The 15,487-nt window shown below is 51.7% G+C and carries 18 protein-coding genes; 9 read left to right on the top strand and 9 right to left on the bottom strand.

The annotated features are described in order from the left end of the window. The first annotated feature begins 32 nt into the window (after nt 1–32). The 3 genes from rsmF (at nt 33) to OGX84_RS13555 (ending at nt 2,119) form a co-directional block, all read left to right on the top strand. The gene (rsmF, locus tag OGX84_RS13565; protein ID WP_200023440.1) at nt 33–1,472 is read left to right on the top strand and encodes a 16S rRNA (cytosine(1407)-C(5))-methyltransferase RsmF; all 1,440 of its coding nucleotides are present in this window, start codon (nt 33–35) and stop codon (nt 1,470–1,472) included. Nucleotides 1,473–1,588: 116 nt separating this feature from the next. Further along, entirely contained in the window at nt 1,589–1,825 is a 237-nt protein-coding gene (locus OGX84_RS13560; protein ID WP_024130262.1) for a YebV family protein, read from the top strand. A 102-nt stretch (nt 1,826–1,927) separates the two neighbouring features. Continuing rightward, nucleotides 1,928–2,119, top strand: coding sequence for a YdfD/YebW family protein (locus tag OGX84_RS13555; RefSeq protein WP_012132031.1), 192 nt, complete (start codon nt 1,928–1,930; stop codon nt 2,117–2,119). Here OGX84_RS13555 and pphA read toward each other — a convergent pair whose 3' ends face one another. Beyond that, nucleotides 2,120–2,782, bottom strand: a complete 663-nt coding sequence (gene pphA, locus OGX84_RS13550; RefSeq protein WP_047464032.1) for a protein-serine/threonine phosphatase — start codon at nt 2,780–2,782, stop codon at nt 2,120–2,122. It abuts the gene before it with no gap. 247 nt (nt 2,783–3,029) lie between these two features. On the opposite strand from pphA, the gene OGX84_RS13545 reads away from it, so the two are divergent. Both OGX84_RS13545 and OGX84_RS13540 read left to right on the top strand, forming a co-directional pair. Further along, nucleotides 3,030–5,117: a TonB-dependent receptor gene (locus OGX84_RS13545; RefSeq protein WP_115609226.1), complete on the top strand. Its 2,088-nt coding sequence runs from the start codon at nt 3,030–3,032 to the stop codon at nt 5,115–5,117. A 369-nt stretch (nt 5,118–5,486) separates the two neighbouring features. Beyond that, the gene (locus OGX84_RS13540) at nt 5,487–5,678 is read left to right on the top strand and encodes a YlcI/YnfO family protein (protein WP_012132027.1); all 192 of its coding nucleotides are present in this window, start codon (nt 5,487–5,489) and stop codon (nt 5,676–5,678) included. A 666-nt stretch (nt 5,679–6,344) separates the two neighbouring features. Here the strand turns inward: OGX84_RS13540 and OGX84_RS13535 are convergent. From OGX84_RS13535 to yobA, 3 genes are read right to left on the bottom strand one after another with little or no spacing between them, the layout of a single operon-like run. Next, the gene (locus OGX84_RS13535; protein ID WP_012132024.1) at nt 6,345–6,683 is read right to left on the bottom strand and encodes a YebY family protein; all 339 of its coding nucleotides are present in this window, start codon (nt 6,681–6,683) and stop codon (nt 6,345–6,347) included. Between the two features lie 16 nt (nt 6,684–6,699). Next, complete coding sequence (gene copD / locus OGX84_RS13530) at nt 6,700–7,575, bottom strand: copper homeostasis membrane protein CopD (protein WP_286458150.1); 876 nt, start codon at nt 7,573–7,575, stop codon at nt 6,700–6,702. Further along, complete coding sequence (yobA, locus tag OGX84_RS13525) at nt 7,575–7,949, bottom strand: CopC domain-containing protein YobA (protein ID WP_012132022.1); 375 nt, start codon at nt 7,947–7,949, stop codon at nt 7,575–7,577. The genes copD and yobA overlap by 1 nt, the downstream gene beginning before the upstream one ends. A gap of 140 nt (nt 7,950–8,089) precedes the next feature. Here yobA and OGX84_RS13520 point away from each other — a divergent pair, with 140 nt between their 5' ends. The 3 genes from OGX84_RS13520 (at nt 8,090) to exoX (ending at nt 9,768) form a co-directional block, all read left to right on the top strand. Beyond that, nucleotides 8,090–8,320: a DNA polymerase III subunit theta gene (locus OGX84_RS13520; protein WP_024130259.1), complete on the top strand. Its 231-nt coding sequence runs from the start codon at nt 8,090–8,092 to the stop codon at nt 8,318–8,320. Between the two features lie 105 nt (nt 8,321–8,425). Continuing rightward, nucleotides 8,426–9,082 (top strand): carbon-nitrogen hydrolase family protein, encoded by a 657-nt coding sequence (locus tag OGX84_RS13515; RefSeq protein WP_024130258.1) that lies wholly within the window; start codon nt 8,426–8,428, stop codon nt 9,080–9,082. A 23-nt stretch (nt 9,083–9,105) separates the two neighbouring features. Further along, nucleotides 9,106–9,768 carry an exodeoxyribonuclease X gene (exoX, locus tag OGX84_RS13510; RefSeq protein ID WP_012132019.1) on the top strand — a complete coding sequence of 221 codons (663 nt, stop codon included), beginning with the start codon at nt 9,106–9,108 and terminating at the stop codon, nt 9,766–9,768. Here the strand turns inward: exoX and ptrB are convergent. The 4 genes from ptrB to yebG form a co-directional block, all read right to left on the bottom strand. Next, complete coding sequence (gene ptrB, locus OGX84_RS13505) at nt 9,750–11,825, bottom strand: oligopeptidase B (protein WP_112002001.1); 2,076 nt, start codon at nt 11,823–11,825, stop codon at nt 9,750–9,752. The two genes, exoX and ptrB, sit on opposite strands and share 19 nt — an antisense overlap. An 87-nt stretch (nt 11,826–11,912) precedes the next feature. Then, entirely contained in the window at nt 11,913–12,572 is a 660-nt protein-coding gene (locus OGX84_RS13500; RefSeq protein ID WP_049008841.1) for a tellurite resistance TerB family protein, read from the bottom strand. A gap of 93 nt (nt 12,573–12,665) precedes the next feature. After that, the gene (gene yebF / locus OGX84_RS13495) at nt 12,666–13,022 is read right to left on the bottom strand and encodes a protein YebF (protein ID WP_024130257.1); all 357 of its coding nucleotides are present in this window, start codon (nt 13,020–13,022) and stop codon (nt 12,666–12,668) included. Between the two features lie 121 nt (nt 13,023–13,143). Further along, the gene (gene yebG / locus OGX84_RS13490) at nt 13,144–13,434 is read right to left on the bottom strand and encodes a DNA damage-inducible protein YebG (RefSeq protein ID WP_012132015.1); all 291 of its coding nucleotides are present in this window, start codon (nt 13,432–13,434) and stop codon (nt 13,144–13,146) included. 132 nt (nt 13,435–13,566) lie between these two features. Here yebG and purT point away from each other — a divergent pair, with 132 nt between their 5' ends. Further along, nucleotides 13,567–14,745, top strand: coding sequence for a formate-dependent phosphoribosylglycinamide formyltransferase (gene purT, locus OGX84_RS13485; protein WP_112002000.1), 1,179 nt, complete (start codon nt 13,567–13,569; stop codon nt 14,743–14,745). Nucleotides 14,746–14,832: 87 nt separating this feature from the next. Here the strand turns inward: purT and kdgA are convergent, their stop codons facing one another. Further along, nucleotides 14,833–15,474, bottom strand: a complete 642-nt coding sequence (gene kdgA, locus OGX84_RS13480; protein WP_012132013.1) for a bifunctional 4-hydroxy-2-oxoglutarate aldolase/2-dehydro-3-deoxy-phosphogluconate aldolase — start codon at nt 15,472–15,474, stop codon at nt 14,833–14,835. Between the last annotated feature and the right edge of the window lie 13 nt (nt 15,475–15,487).

Raw genomic sequence — 15,487 nt, 5'->3', positions numbered from 1 at the left:
TGCGCGCCTGTTTTATTGCCGGTGGTACCCAAGTGGCTCAACACGCTGTTTATTTCCCTGATGCCTTTCTGACGCAAATGCGCGAAGCAATGCCTTCGACACTCTCTTTTGACGATTTCCTCGCCGCCTGCCAGCGCCCGTTACGTCGCAGCATTCGCGTGAATACGCTAAAAATTTCTGTGACCGACTTTCTTGCCCTGACGGCGCCCTATGGCTGGTCGCTGACGCCTGTTCCCTGGTGCGAGGAAGGTTTCTGGATAGAACGCGATGATGACGAATCGTTACCGCTGGGCAGCACCGCCGAACATCTGAGCGGCCTGTTTTATATTCAGGAAGCCAGCTCAATGTTGCCGGTCGCCGCGCTGTTTGCTGAAGGGAATACGCCGGAACGCATTATGGATGTTGCTGCCGCGCCGGGTTCGAAAACCACCCAGATCGCCGCGCGGATGAATAATCAGGGCGCCATTCTGGCGAATGAATTCTCCGCCAGCCGGGTCAAAGTGCTGCACGCCAACATCAGCCGCTGTGGGATCAGTAATGTTGCCCTGACCCATTTTGATGGCCGCGTCTTCGGCGCCGCGCTCCCGGAGACATTCGACGCTATCTTGCTGGACGCGCCCTGTTCAGGTGAAGGCGTGGTGCGCAAAGATCCCGATGCGCTTAAAAACTGGTCTGTCGAAAGCAACATGGATATTGCCGCCACACAGCGGGAACTTATCGACAGCGCATTTCACGCGCTGCGCCCTGGCGGTACGCTGGTCTACTCCACCTGCACGCTAAATCGCGAGGAGAATGAGTCCGTCTGCTTGTGGCTGAAAGAGACCTACCCGGAAGCGGTTGAATTTTTGCCTTTAGACGATCTGTTCCCGGAGGCGGAGCACGCGCTGACGGCAGAGGGTTTTTTACACGTTTTCCCGCAGATTTACGACTGCGAAGGTTTCTTTGTCGCCCGTTTGCGTAAAATTGCAGCCATTCCCCCGCTTCCCGCCCCTGGCTATAAGGTCGGCAAGTTTCCGTTCGCGCCGATGAAGGGGCGTGAGGCGACGCAAATCACTCAGGCGGCTAATGCCAGTGGACTTCAGTGGGGAGAAAACCTGCACCTCTGGCAGCGAGATAAAGAGGTATGGTTATTCCCGGCAGAGATTGAAGCGCTGATCGGAAAAGTCCGCTTTTCCCGCCTGGGCATAAAACTGGCGGAAAGCCATAATAAAGGTTATCGCTGGCAGCATGAAGCGGTGATCGCCCTCGCCGATCCACATCATGCCAACGCATTCGAGCTGTCTCATCAGGAGGCGGAAGAGTGGTATCGGGGGCGGGATGTCTACCCGCAAACCGCGCCGTCTGTCGATGATGTGCTGGTCACGTTCCAGCATCAGCCCATTGGTCTGGCGAAACGGATTGGTTCCCGGTTGAAGAACAGTTATCCACGCGAACTGGTTCGCGATGGCAAACTCTTTACCGGTAGCGACTGAAAGCGGTCAAAAATAGCGCACTTTTTTACTGGCGCTTTTGCTGAAGTTGGCTACGCTGAAATTTGGGCGATCAAACTGGTCGTACCACAATCAGCGAACTAACGGAGAGCACGATGATGAAAACCAGTGTGCGCATTGGCGCTTTTGAAATCGACGATGCCGAGTTACATGGCGAATCGCCGGGGGACCGAACGTTAAGCATTCCCTGTAAATCCGACCCAGATTTATGTATGCAACTGGATGCCTGGGATGATGAAACCAGCATTCCCGCCATTTTAAACGGAGAGCACTCTGTTCTATTCCGCACCCGTTACGATCGTAAGTCCGATGCCTGGGTCATGCGTCTTGCCTGACTCAAAAAGAACCCGTCGCCAGACGGGTTATTTATTTCGCCCTTTCCCCCTTGCGACAACCTCTCCTACACTATCGATACGGCAGGACAATTTGAGGATGGAATGTTCGCACTGGTACTTTTTGTTTGCTACCTGGACGGCGGCTGTGAGGACATTGTGGTGGATATCTACAATACTGAGCAGCAGTGCCTGTATTCGATGGACGACCAGCGGATTCGTCACGGCGGCTGTTTTCCGGTCGAAGACTTTATTGACGGCTTCTGGCTACCCGCTCGCCAGTACAGTGATTTTTAATTACTGAAGTTGAACCAACGTTAGTTCCCCGCCAAATACCGCGCCGGTATCAATATAGTGCAAATTATCGATATCAACGCGATGACGCAGCGGCGTATGACCAAACCAGAAGTGATCGGCTCCGGCAATGCCGTTTCCCTGACCCGCATGCCGCTCGCTCAACCGGGAACGACGCCATAGCACCTGGTGTAAATCCACCTCTTTTTGCCAGGCATAAACCTGATGCGGATAATCAGCATGCGCCACAACATGCATGCCGTTCTGACAGTGCAATTCCAGAATCCAGGGTAAACGCTGACAGTCGTCGAGCGCCTTTCTCGCCAGGCGCTGCTGGTTTGCCGACAATGCGGCATACCAGTCGCCGCCGTTCATAAACCATAACGACAACTGCGAGGCGGCCAGCGCGTCTAACGCCATCTGCTCGTGATTCCCTCTGACGGCGACCACCCACCGTTTGTGCAGAAGTTCCAGACACCGCAAGCTGTCAGGCCCACGGTCGATCACATCCCCCACCGACACCAGCAGATCCTGCCAAGGATCAAACCGACACTGTCGTAGTTTCTCCATCAACTGCGAAAAACAGCCGTGGAGGTCGCCGACAATCCAGACATGCCGCCACTGACTCCCCTCAATTTTCTGATAGACGTTTTCCGGCTGTTTCATTGGTTCACCATCAGTAAAAATGAACCTGACATACTTAACCATAGCAGGAAATCTTCAGTCGCAGGCCCCCCCTCCTGAGACCATTAATCATTTTTATAGCAATAATTTAATCTGCAATAATTCTTGTTGATTTCAATAAAATCATATAAATGCCAACTTATGTAAAAGTGTAATGATAATTATTTTTATTATCATTTTCATGCATTATCTTATTGACTTTGCTTTTTTTAACAAAGGAAGTTCGATAATGCGTATTAAACCTCTCGCTTCACTTGTCTTATCTTGTCTGGGCGCCACAAGTTTTAATGTTTTTGCAGAAGATGTCATGGTCGTCACCGCATCGGGATACGAGAAAAAGATCACCAATGCGGCAGCCAGTGTTTCTGTTATTTCACAACAAGAATTACAGACCAATAAATATAATGATCTTGGCGATGCTCTCAGGGCCGTTGAGGGAGTGGACGTTGAAAGCAGTACCGGAAAAACAGGGGGGCTTGAAATAAGTATTCGTGGGATGCCTGCCAGTTATACCCTTATTCTTATTGACGGTATTCGTCAGAATGGAACATCGGATGTAACACCGAATGGCTTTTCTGCAATGAATACCAGTTTTATGCCCCCACTTTCAGCCATTGAACGTATAGAGGTTATACGCGGGCCCATGTCTACGCTTTATGGGTCAGACGCCATTGGCGGCGTGGTGAATATTATTACCAAAAAAAGCACCGATAAGTGGAGCACGGCCATCAATACGGGAGTGAACCTACAGGAAAGTAATAAATGGGGAAACAGCACAACCGCAAATTTCTGGTCAAGTGGTCCCCTGATTCCTGGCTCGCTGGATATGCAGGTTCGTGGAAGCACAACCCAGCGACAAGGCTCCAGCATTACATCACTGAGCGACACCGCAGAAACACGCGTTCCTTATCCCACTGAGTCGCAAAACTACAACATCGGCGCGAGATTTGACTGGAAAGCCAGCGCAAACAATACGCTATGGATGGATCTCGACACATCCAGACAGCGTTATGATAACAGCGACGGTCAGCTTGGTAGCCTCACGGGCGGATATGATAAAACGCTCCGCTATGAGCGCAATAAAGTGACGTTAGGACATGACACCGCCTTAACGTTTGGTACATGGAAATCGTCTCTTAACTGGAATGAGACAGAAAACAAAGGACGGCAGCTGGTTTCCTCCGCTCTGACGCCCGATCAGGCCTGGAGAGCGGGTGACGATCGTGAACTGAAAAATACCAATGTTATTCTCAACTCGGTGCTTCTCACGCCGCTGGGAGAATCACATTTACTGACGGTGGGTGGCGAATACTGGGACGCACGAATGAAAGATGGCGTCGTTCTGGCCAGTTCAGGTGAAAAGTTCCATCAAAAAAGCTGGGCGACTTACCTTGAAGATGAGTGGCATATCCTGGATTCTCTGGCGTTTACCGTAGGGAGTCGCTATGAACATAACGACGTATTCGGCGGTCATTTCAGTCCTCGTGGCTATCTGGTCTGGGATATGACAGATGAATGGACGCTCAAAGGGGGAATCACAACCGGTTATAAAGCGCCTTCTCTTAGCCAGTTACATAACGGCATCAGCGGTGTTTCTGGTCAGGGAACAATCAATACCGTCGGTAATCCAGATTTAAAACCTGAAGAAAGCACCAGTTATGAAACCGGACTTTATTACGATAATAGCAATGGGTTCAATGCCAATATAACCGGATTCTACACTGAATATCGCAATAAAATTGTTTCTTATTCGATTGATGACAATACCAGTAGCTATACCAATAGCGGAAAAGCGCGTACCGATGGTGTCGAATTTGCAACATCGTTCCCTCTCTGGTTGGATAATTTGAGTCTGTCGCTCAACTATACCTATACTCAGAGCAAACAGAAAGATGGAGATAATAAAGGCGCACCGCTCAGCTATACACCAAAACATATGGCAAATGCCCGCGTTAACTGGCAGGCGACAGATGATTTAAATGCCTGGCTTAGCGCCCGCTATCGCGGTAAAGCGCCCCGCTTTACTCAAACCTATGACAATCTCAGTGCGGTACAGCAGAAAGTGTATGATGACAAAGGCGCAAATCTAAAAGCATGGACAGTGCTGGATATGGGGTTATCTTATAAACTGACTAAAGATTTAACTCTGAATACCGCCGTCAATAACGTGCTGGATAAAGACTTTAGCGACGTCAAATTATATCAATCTGGCCGTTCCAGCACCTATGCTGGCGATTATTTCCAGACAGCGCAGTCAACGACCGGATACGTTATTCCTGGTCGCAACTACTGGATGTCTTTAAACTATCAGTTCTAATAATACAGCAAGCATCCATACACTCCGTATGCGGCGCTTGCTTATCTTTTTGTGAGTATAAACAGCCAAAAAACACACGAATATTAATTAATAAATATCTACCCTCACAATATGAATTACCCAATAAAATCAATCTGATTATCGTTATCGCACATCTTGAAAAGATTCAAGGCATTAAAAAATAGAGAATAGTCACTGAATAACCCCACTCTTCAATGTGGTATCGCTGAGGCATTCTTTGTTGCGACGCAATTCACAACCAGGAAACCTCGCCGTCATCACCGTTGATTTCATTGATGTAAATCAATTCCCTTCATGCGTAGTTACGCGAAAGTAACAGTGATGTGAATTAGTTGCGAGAAGCACCTTATGTCGATAAAAAACTTTACAGGCAAAACAGTGATCAAAAACATCCGTTTTTCATACAGTTTGCTGAAACAAATAGAGCAAGTGATGGCGAAGGAAAAAACCAGCAATTTTTCTGCATGGGTAAAAGAAGCATGTCGTGAAAAAGCCCTGAATTCCAGTACGCCCAAAGACGTAAATAGAAACAAAAATTAACTCTTTATAGCTACGACCAAAATGAAAAGATGCTTATTTATTAGTAAATACACCTTTATCCTGATATCTATTGGGAATGTTATCTATTTCATTTTGAATTATCACGCATTAGACGCGGTGCTGATCATACTGTTTTATGTCGCTCTGATTTTTACCCCCGTCATCCTCATCCTGCGCGCCTTCTGTGCACAGCATGAGTAACTCATCGAGCATGATTCATAAACGTTCATCCATGTAAACCTGGCTTCACACGACACTCTGACGCACAAAAATTAACATACCAATCAAAAAACCCTGGACGCACTCGGTACAGAGTATGTTATGGTTTGGACAGGATATGGAAAATTCGAGTAACTTTCGTGTGGTTTCGGGTTAGTATCTGAAAACACACTTCAAAACAAACAGATAAAAAGAGACCGAATACGATTCCTGTATTCGGTCCAGGGAAATGGCTCTTGGGAGAGAGCCGTGCGCTAAAAGTTGGCATTAATGCAGGCTAAGTCGCCTTGCCCTTTAAGAATAGATGACGACGCCAGGTTTTCCAGTCCACGACGAAAGTGGCCGGTAAAAAACGACCGTTGTCAGCCGCAACAACGAAAAAACCGCAAGTCCCTCTGCATGAGACTTGCGGTTTTTTATTGGAAATCAGAAAGATACTTCTGGTAATTAGCAGAGCTTTTCCGCACGTTCAATAAACGGTGCCAGGCTCATTTTTTCACCCGGTTTTGCCGGATCGTCAATCTGAATGACGGTGATAGCCTGCGCGTTGGTTTTGCCGCTTGCAACTTGCTGCTCTGCAACATCGTTCAGCGGGTATTGCACCAGCGTGCTCGGGTTGATGACATACAGGGCATGGCCCGGTCGGCAGGTCAGCATCACCTCTTCGCGGTTAAACGCCCACTTGTCTTTACCCACTTCAAAGCGGCTCACGGTGATAACCTGAGGCGCCGCCAGCGCAGCGCCTGAACTTGCCAACAACAGCAGAGAGAGAATCATTTTTTTCATGAGTTTTGCCAGTCCATCAGAAGGGTTCCAGGGTTGCGAACAGGCTGACAATCGCCAGCACAACGGCTCCAATTCCCCATTCAATCTGAGTCATCCAGATAAACCAGAGATTCGCGCGGCGATTTTCCTGCCGCATACGTGGTACGAGAACATACCGGTTCGTTAGCGCAATTGCCACCATTAGCAGGACAAGGACACATTTTAACAAAAGAAACTGCCCGTACGCGGTATGCCAGGGGGCGGAAAACCCCGTAATAAAAAGCACATTTGCGATGCCGGTACACAATACGCCCGCGACAAACAGATGACCATAGCGGGAGAAACGCATCATTGTTTCGATGGCCTGTTGTCGCCAGCGACCTTGCGCCATGCGCATACAGTAGATAACCGGCAGCAGGCCACCAAACCAGGCCGCAGCGCACACCAGATGAGTCGCATGGTTAATCTGCTGTACCGCGCCCACCACGCCATCATTCAGCGTGGCGTGGCCAACGCCTGCCAGCAACATAAACTGGGCAATCATCAGGATGAGCAGCAGACGCGGTAAATTTCTCGGTATAACCAGCGTCATGACCAACGTGACAAGCGCGAGAATAATCTGCCACAGCCATACGCCGCCAAATTGGGTCTGTAAAACTGCGCCCCATATCGAAACCGAGATTACGTCCTGCCAGCCCGCCCCCATTAGTCCACCCTGGATCGCCAGCATCAGCGTCGCGCTGACAAAGCTCCACACGGCAGCGTGCTGTTGCCGGCGCAGAAAGCGGCGCGTCATCAGGCGACGAACAGAAACCGGCGCCAGCCACGCGCCATATAACGCGCAGCCAAACACCAGCATCATGGCGCTAAAATGGATAAAGCGAAGCGCTACCCAGGTAAACGTCAGCATGATTACTTCACGCTAAAGGTGTATTGCCCTTTTGTCTTATGACCGTCAACCGACACCACATGCCAGTTAACCGTATAGGTTCCGGGATTAAGCGTCTGATCCAGAGGAATAATGAGCTGTTTCGCATCCTGCTCATTGCGCTTCGCAGGCCGCGTTTTGATGCTTTCCTGCTTTGGCCCGGTCAGCGTCGCCCCGCTGAAGCCAGGCTCGATGCCTTCGGAGAAATTCAGCGTCAATGCCTGCGGCGCGGCAGTCACCTCAGCGTCAGCCGCCGGGTATTGATGCGTCAGATGCGCATGTGCCCAGGCCGCAGGCGCCGCCAGCGTTGAGGCGAGGAAAAGGAGAGCATAGCGCAAAGAAGGTGCAGTAGAAGCCATATCAATTATTCCTTTTTGTTATGTCTGATTTACAGAGAATAACCTTCTATAATGGTCGAGTCGAGAATCATCATTTCCGGCTTGCCATTGAGGCGCACTCTTAGTAACTTTTGCGCGCCATTGATGATAAGGAGAAGCGTATGCAAACGAACCTGGCTCAACTTGAACAAGCTGACATGGATAAGATTAACGTTGACCTGGCCGCAGCCGGTGTGGCGTTTAAAGAGCGTTACAATATGCCCGTCGTGGCAGAAGTCGTTGAGCGTGAACAGCCAGAACACCTGCGCGAATGGTTTCGTGAACGTCTGATTGCCCACCGTCTGGCGTCGGTTTCCCTGTCACGCTTACCTTACGAACCGAAAGTTAAATAAACTTATATAGCGTTACACTTCCTTACACATGAGTTGCTACAGTATAAGTACATTCTTAAACTAAGATTTAAGGATGATTGTAGACACTATGAAAAGGAAATCATTATGTCACACTGGAAAATCGCGGCGGCGCAGTATGAACCACCTCGCGCCACGCTGGCAGAACATGTCGCGCACCATCTGCAATTTGTTGAGATTGCTGCCAGCCAGCAATGCGAACTCCTGGTATTCCCTTCCCTGTCGTTAACCGGATGCAACGATACGGCGCAGGCGCTCCCTGTCCCGCCCGATGAGTCCTTATTACAGCCGCTTGCTTATGCGGCATCCGCGTACCGCATGACGATTATCGCCGGGCTGCCGGTTGAGCATAACGGCCAGTTAGTCAGAGGCATTGCCATTTTCGCCCCCTGGGTGACATCGCCGCTGATCTTTCATCAAAGCCACGGCGCCTGCGTAGCCCGCCACCGGAAAACGATAAGCGTGATGGATGAGCAGCCGGAAGGCATTGATATCGATCCCGCCTTTTCGTTATTCACCACCAGCCAGTGCGTCAGCGAACATGATTTATTTACCTCCACCTCCCGGCTGCAACGGTTTTCGCATCGCTTCGCCATTGCCGTGTTGATGGCAAACGCCGGAGGCAGCAGCGCGCTATGGGATGAAAGCGGCCAGCTCATTGTCCGCGCGGACAGCGGTTCTCTGCTGTTAACAGGTCAGCATACGACACGGGGTTGGCAAGGCGATATCATTCCATTACGCTAGGTGTTTTCGGTCGGGAGCACCCCATGTTGCGAGTTATAGATACGGAAACCTGCGGACTACAGGGCGGGATTGTTGAGATTGCCTCTGTCGATGTGGTGGCGGGGAGAATTGTCAATCCAATGAGCCATCTGGTTCGTCCTGACCGCCCCATCAGCCCGCAGGCGATGGCGATTCACCGTATCAGTGAATCGATGGTTGCCGATAAACCCTGGATCGAAGATATCATTCCGCTCTATCACGGAAGCGAATGGTATGTCGCGCATAACGCCAGTTTCGACCGGCGTGTGCTGCCAGAGATGCCGGGAGAGTGGATTTGTACCATGAAGCTGTCGCGCCGGTTATGGCCGGGGATCAAATACAGCAACATGGCGCTCTACAAATCCCGTAAGCTAAGCGTGCAAACACCGCCCGGCCTTCATCATCACCGCGCATTGTATGACTGCTATATCACGGCGGCATTGCTGATCGATATTATGAACACGTCAGGCTGGACGGCGGAACAAATGGTCGACATTACCGGACGCCCGGCTCTGTTAACGACATTTACGTTTGGCAAATATCGCGGCAAAGCCGTTTCTGAAGTCGCCGAGCGCGATCCGGGCTATCTGCGCTGGTTATTTAATAACCTTGACAACATGAGCCCGGAGCTGCGTTTAACGCTTAAACACTATCTGAGCGACGCCTGAGCGCCTGTCTGCCCAGGCAACGTGCCCTGAGCGAGGCCAATCAGAAAAGCGAATTCCAGCGCCACTCCCTCATACGCTTTAAAACGCCCGGACTTCCCGCCATGCCCGGAATCCATATCCGTACACAGCAACAGCAGGTGGTCATCCGTTTTCAGTTCGCGCAGTTTAGCGACCCATTTGGCGGGCTCCCAGTATTGCACCTGCGAATCATGTAACCCGGTGGTAACCAGAAGATGCGGATAGTCCTGCGCGGTGACGTTGTCGTACGGACTGTAGCTTTTCATATACGCGTAGTATTCCGCATCCTGCGGATTTCCCCACTCTTCGAACTCTCCCGTGGTTAAAGGGATAGATTCATCAAGCATTGTCGTCAGGACGTCAACAAATGGCACCTGCGCGATGACGCCATGAAAAAGTTCAGGACGTTCGTTAATCGCAACGCCCATCAACATGCCGCCCGCGCTGCCGCCCATGCCATAGCAAAATGAAGGCGAGCCGTAGCCCAGTTTCAGCAACGCGTCGCAGGCATCAAGATAGTCATTAAACGTATTTTTCTTTTTCAGAAACTTACCGTCTTCATACCACTGATGACCTAACTCACCGCCGCCGCGAACATGCACGATGGCGTAAACAAACCCGCGATCCAGCAAACTTAACCGACTGCTGCTGAAATCAGCATCCATGCTGGCGCCATAGGAACCGTAGCCGTAGACAAGTAGTGGATTTTGCCCCTTACGGAAGTGTTTTCGATGGTAAACCAGCGAAACCGGAACCTCTACGCCATCCCGGGCGACAATCCACAGGTGCTCGCTCTGATAATTCGCAGCGTCAAATCCCGGCACATCCGTTTGTTTGAGCACGCGCCGCTCGCCGGTATCCATATCCAGCTCAAACAAGGTGTCCGGCGTCGTCATCGATGAATAACCATAACGCAAGCGGGACGTTTCCGGTTCAGGGTTATAGGCAAGCCAGGTGACGTAGGCCGGATCGTCGAACGCAATCCCCGTAACTTCACGCGTTTTACGGTTAATCTGCCGCAGGCTGGTCAAACCACGCTGGCGTTCTTCCACCACCAGCCAGTCGGTAAAAAGGGTAAACCCTTCCAGCATGATGCTCTCGCGTGGCGCAATCAGCTCTTCCCAGGCATTTTCATCACGTACCCGGCTGCGATACAGACCAAAGTTTTTTCCGTGGCGATTGGAACGCAGATAAAACTTATGCTGGTAATGATCGAGACTGTATTCATGATCTTTACGCCGTGGTAAAAACGAGAAGGGTTCCGCATCGGCCAGTTCAGCATCCAGCAACAGCACTTCACTGGTGGTCGCACTGGCGAGATGGATCACCACATAATGCTGAGAGGTGGTTTTGTGCAAACTGACGTAAAAAGCGTCGTCCTTTTCTTCATAGACCAGTTGATCCTGCGTGGCCGGCGTACCCACGGTATGGCGCCATACCTGGTAAGGCAGCAACGTGGTGCTGTGTTTACGCACGTAGTAAAGCGTCAGCGAATCATTCGCCCAGACAAACTCTGGCGCCACGTTATCCAGCAGTTCCGGGTACCAGTTACCGCTTTCAAGATTACGAAAACGCAGCCCATACTGACGACGGGAAAGATAATCTTCCGCCAGCGCCATGATGGTGTTGTCCGGCGTAATGGCCATTCCACCGAGGGTATAAAACTCGCTGTGGGCCGCTCGCTGATTCGCATCCAGCAATAAATCCCACGCATCCGACTCTTCACTTCGCGCCGGCTGGCGTTGGTAAATAGCATATTCACACCCTGGCTCATAAATCTGCCGGTAGCGATAACCATTTTTAACGTAAGGTGCGGAAACATCTCTGGGCGGAATGCGATCGATAATCTCTTTCAGCACGCGATCCTGTAACGCCTGCTGTGACGCCATGACCTGATGTCCATAGGCGTTTTCCTGATGCAGATAGTCAAGGACATCAGGCTGCGAGCGGGAGTCGTCTCGCAGCCAATAATAGTTATCGACGCGGGTGTCGCCATGCAGCGTCATGGTGTGCGGAATACGGGTGGCTTTTGGTAGCATGTCTTTGTTCTTTTGTCTTTAAACACCCTATAAGGGTGGCAAAAGTCACGCACGATGCAAGCGAAACATGCTATGCAGGGGATTACGTTAGCCTGGCAGAGCCTGCTTTTGCTGTTGCAGATCCTGCTCGATGCCATCCCGCACATCCTGAGGAATTTTCAGCGCATCGCCCAACGCATTCAGATAACTGCGCTCCATAAAATGGTCGATATCAATGGCGGCACAGCTCAGGAAGTAAATTTCCAACGCCTCTTCCTCATTACGGATGCCTTGCGCCAGACGCTGCGGATCGAGCGGCTGTTCAATCGCCTGTTCGATAAGCACACGTCCCTGCTCCTCCACCCCGGCTTCACGCAACTGGCGTTCGATGGCTGCACGCTCCTGGCTATCGATATGCCCGTCGCTTTTCGCCGCAAACACCAGGGCGAGGATCAACCGCTCGGTTCGTTGGTCCAGCGGCGAACTCTGCGCGCCGAATTGCGGCTCATCCTGATGCGCAGCACGAACCCTCTCTTTGTATTTGTTCCATAAGACGGTGCCTGCCACCGCGCCGCCGCCAACCAACAGGGCGCTGGTGCCATATTTAGTCAGTAACTTACGGGAAGATTTATTGGCGACCAGTAAACCGGCCAGACCGCCTAACGCGCCGGGAACCAGTAGTTTACTCAGCCCTTGTTCGCCTGAAGAAGATGCAGAGGCTCCGTTTTGCCCGAGAAGAGATTGTAATTGGTTTAGCCAGTTAGCCATTTTGCCCCTCAAATACAAACGATGAATCGTCAAAGCGTACTTGAGGGGATGTCAGGAAGTGTCTAATTCAGCAAAAGATGCGCAAATTTGCCATTAGCGGGGCTGGTATTCCGCGGTTCCGGCTTTGCAATCAACCTTTACCAGATAATGAAGATCGGCACTTTTCCCGCGAACAGTCAGAGGAACCATCCAGTTACCCTCTTTGCCGGTAATATCCTGAGTGTTGACCCACACTACCGGATTCGCCTGTCCGACCTTTTTTTGGTCATCAGCCCAACGTACGATACGGTTTTGTTGATAATCGCGCTTTACGCTGGCGGCGATCCCATCAGCGTTCAGCCCTTCACAGGTCGGGAATTTCACCGATTTGCTGGCCGTATCGGCAGCGAAGACCGATACGCTGGCGGACAACAACAGCAGGCTCAACAGCGCTCCTCTTTTTTTATTCATACTTTTTCTCCTTATATCTCCTTCGTCTTTCAGGCTGCATGTTTGCAACGCGAAATCCACGGGCATAGCACAATGATTCAGGAAAAAGCATGGTACAAAACGTCAGGAGCGCAAGTCAGACTCAGGCCGCTTGCGTGTCATCCTCCGTCGTCGCATCGCTTTTAACCACCTGCGGCGACGGCAATTTGCCGGTTTTCAGGATCGTGCTCAATACGTCTTTTTGTTCAGCCAGCCACAGAGAAAGCGCTTCGCGCTGTTCGTCTTCCATCGCTACCGGAGACTGCTCAAGCCATGTGTCGAGCAGGTCTGCCGTATCAAGCATTTTGTCATACGCATCGGCGTCCTTTTTGCTGGTAAACGACATTTTTTCCTCACCTTCCCGAATGACCACGTATTTAACTTCAACCGCCATTTTTGCAGCCTCTCAATTACCTGTAATTATGTACAGCATATTACTTTTCAGTAATGAAATCAACCTGGCAATAAAGACAGACGCAAACGTTTTCGTATATACTGCGCCCAGTTAAATCAGGGGATATATTTTATGACGTTATTAGGCACCGCGCTGCGTCCGGCGGCTACGCGCGTAATGTTATTGGGTTCAGGCGAACTGGGAAAAGAAGTGGCGATCGAATGCCAACGCCTGGGTGTGGAAGTTATCGCGGTGGATCGCTACCCGGATGCGCCAGCGATGCACGTCGCCCACCGCTCACACGTCATCAATATGCTGGATGGCGAAGCGCTGCGCCGCGTGGTTGAACGCGAAAAGCCGCATTTCATTGTGCCGGAAATTGAAGCTATCGCGACGGACATGCTGGTAGAACTGGAGCAGGAAGGACTGAATGTGGTGCCTTGCGCCCGGGCGACGCAACTGACGATGAACCGTGAAGGCATCCGTCGTCTGGCGGCAGAAGAGCTGGCGTTGCCGACCTCTTCTTTCCGTTTTGCCGACAGCGAAGAACGCTTTCGCGAGGCGGTGGCGGAGATCGGTTTTCCCTGCATTGTGAAGCCGGTGATGAGTTCTTCCGGTAAAGGACAGAGTTTCATCCGCAGCGCCGACCAACTGTCGCAGGCATGGGAATATGCCCAACAGGGCGGCCGCGCTGGCGCAGGGCGCGTGATTGTCGAAGGCGTGGTTAAATTCGATTTTGAAATCACTCTGCTGACCGTCAGCGCCATAGACGGCGTCCATTTTTGCGCCCCTGTCGGCCATCGTCAGGAAGACGGCGATTATCGTGAATCCTGGCAACCGCAGCAGATGAGCGATCTGGCGCTGGCGCGTGCGCAGGAGATCGCCCGCAAGGTTGTTCTGGCGTTAGGCGGTTATGGGTTATTTGGCGTCGAGCTTTTTGTCTGCGGCGATGAGGTAGTCTTCAGCGAAGTCTCCCCGCGACCGCATGATACCGGCATGGTGACGTTGATTTCGCAAGATCTGTCAGAGTTTGCCCTGCACGTTCGCGCTTTCCTCGGCCTGCCCGTGGGCGAAATTCGTCAGTATGGCCCTGCCGCGTCTGCCGTTATTTTACCGACGCTCACCAGCCAGAATGTAACGTTTGATAATGTACAAGCGGCCGTCGGAGCGGGTTTACAGGTGCGGTTCTTCGGCAAGCCGGACATCGACGGAACCCGCCGGTTAGGCGTCGCGCTGGTGACAGCGGAACGCGTCGAAGAGGCCGTTGAGCGTGCAAAACACGCGGCGGCGCAGGTGAAAGTCGCGGGGTAAAAAAATGCCGGATGGCGCTGCGCTTATCCGGCCTACAACCCTATAAAACGTAGGCCCGGTAAGCGTCGGCGCCACCGGGCATTTGGCTTACTGTTTCGCGCCTTCTACCGCTTCGCGAGCCAGTTTCGTGATGCGATCGTAGTCCCCCGCTTCCAGCGCGTCAGCCGGAACCAGCCAGGAACCCCCGATACACAGAACGCTTTTCAGCGCCAGGTAGTCACGGTAGTTCGCCGGAGAGATACCGCCAGTCGGGCAGAAGCGTACCTGAGAGAACGGACCTGCGATCGCCTGCAACGCTTTGGTGCCGCCGTTAGCTTCCGCCGGGAAGAATTTGAACTCTTTCAGACCGTAGTCCATACCCAGCATCAGTTCGGAAACAGTGCTGATACCTGGAATCAGCGGAATGGTGCCTTCGGTCGCCGCTTTCAGCAGAGGCTCCGTCAGGCCCGGGCTGATAGCAAACTGCGCGCCCGCTTCCGTCACTTCCGCCAGCTGTTGCGCGTTCAGAACCGTACCCGCACCGATGATCGCTTCCGGCACTTCTTTCGCGATAGCGCGGATGGCATCCATCGCACACGCGGTACGTAAAGTCACTTCCAGAACGCGCACACCGCCTGCAACCAGCGCTTTTGCCATCGGCACCGCGTGTTCCAGTTTGTTCACCACGATCACCGGTACAACCGGGCCTGTGGTCAGGATTGCTTCTGCACTTGTTTTCCAGTTTTTCATCAGAGTTTTCTCT

Source organism: Citrobacter sp. CK202, assembly GCF_030333225.1.
Lineage (GTDB): Bacteria > Pseudomonadota > Gammaproteobacteria > Enterobacterales > Enterobacteriaceae > Citrobacter_B > Citrobacter_B koseri.
This window is presented reverse-complemented; position numbering and strand designations above follow the sequence as displayed.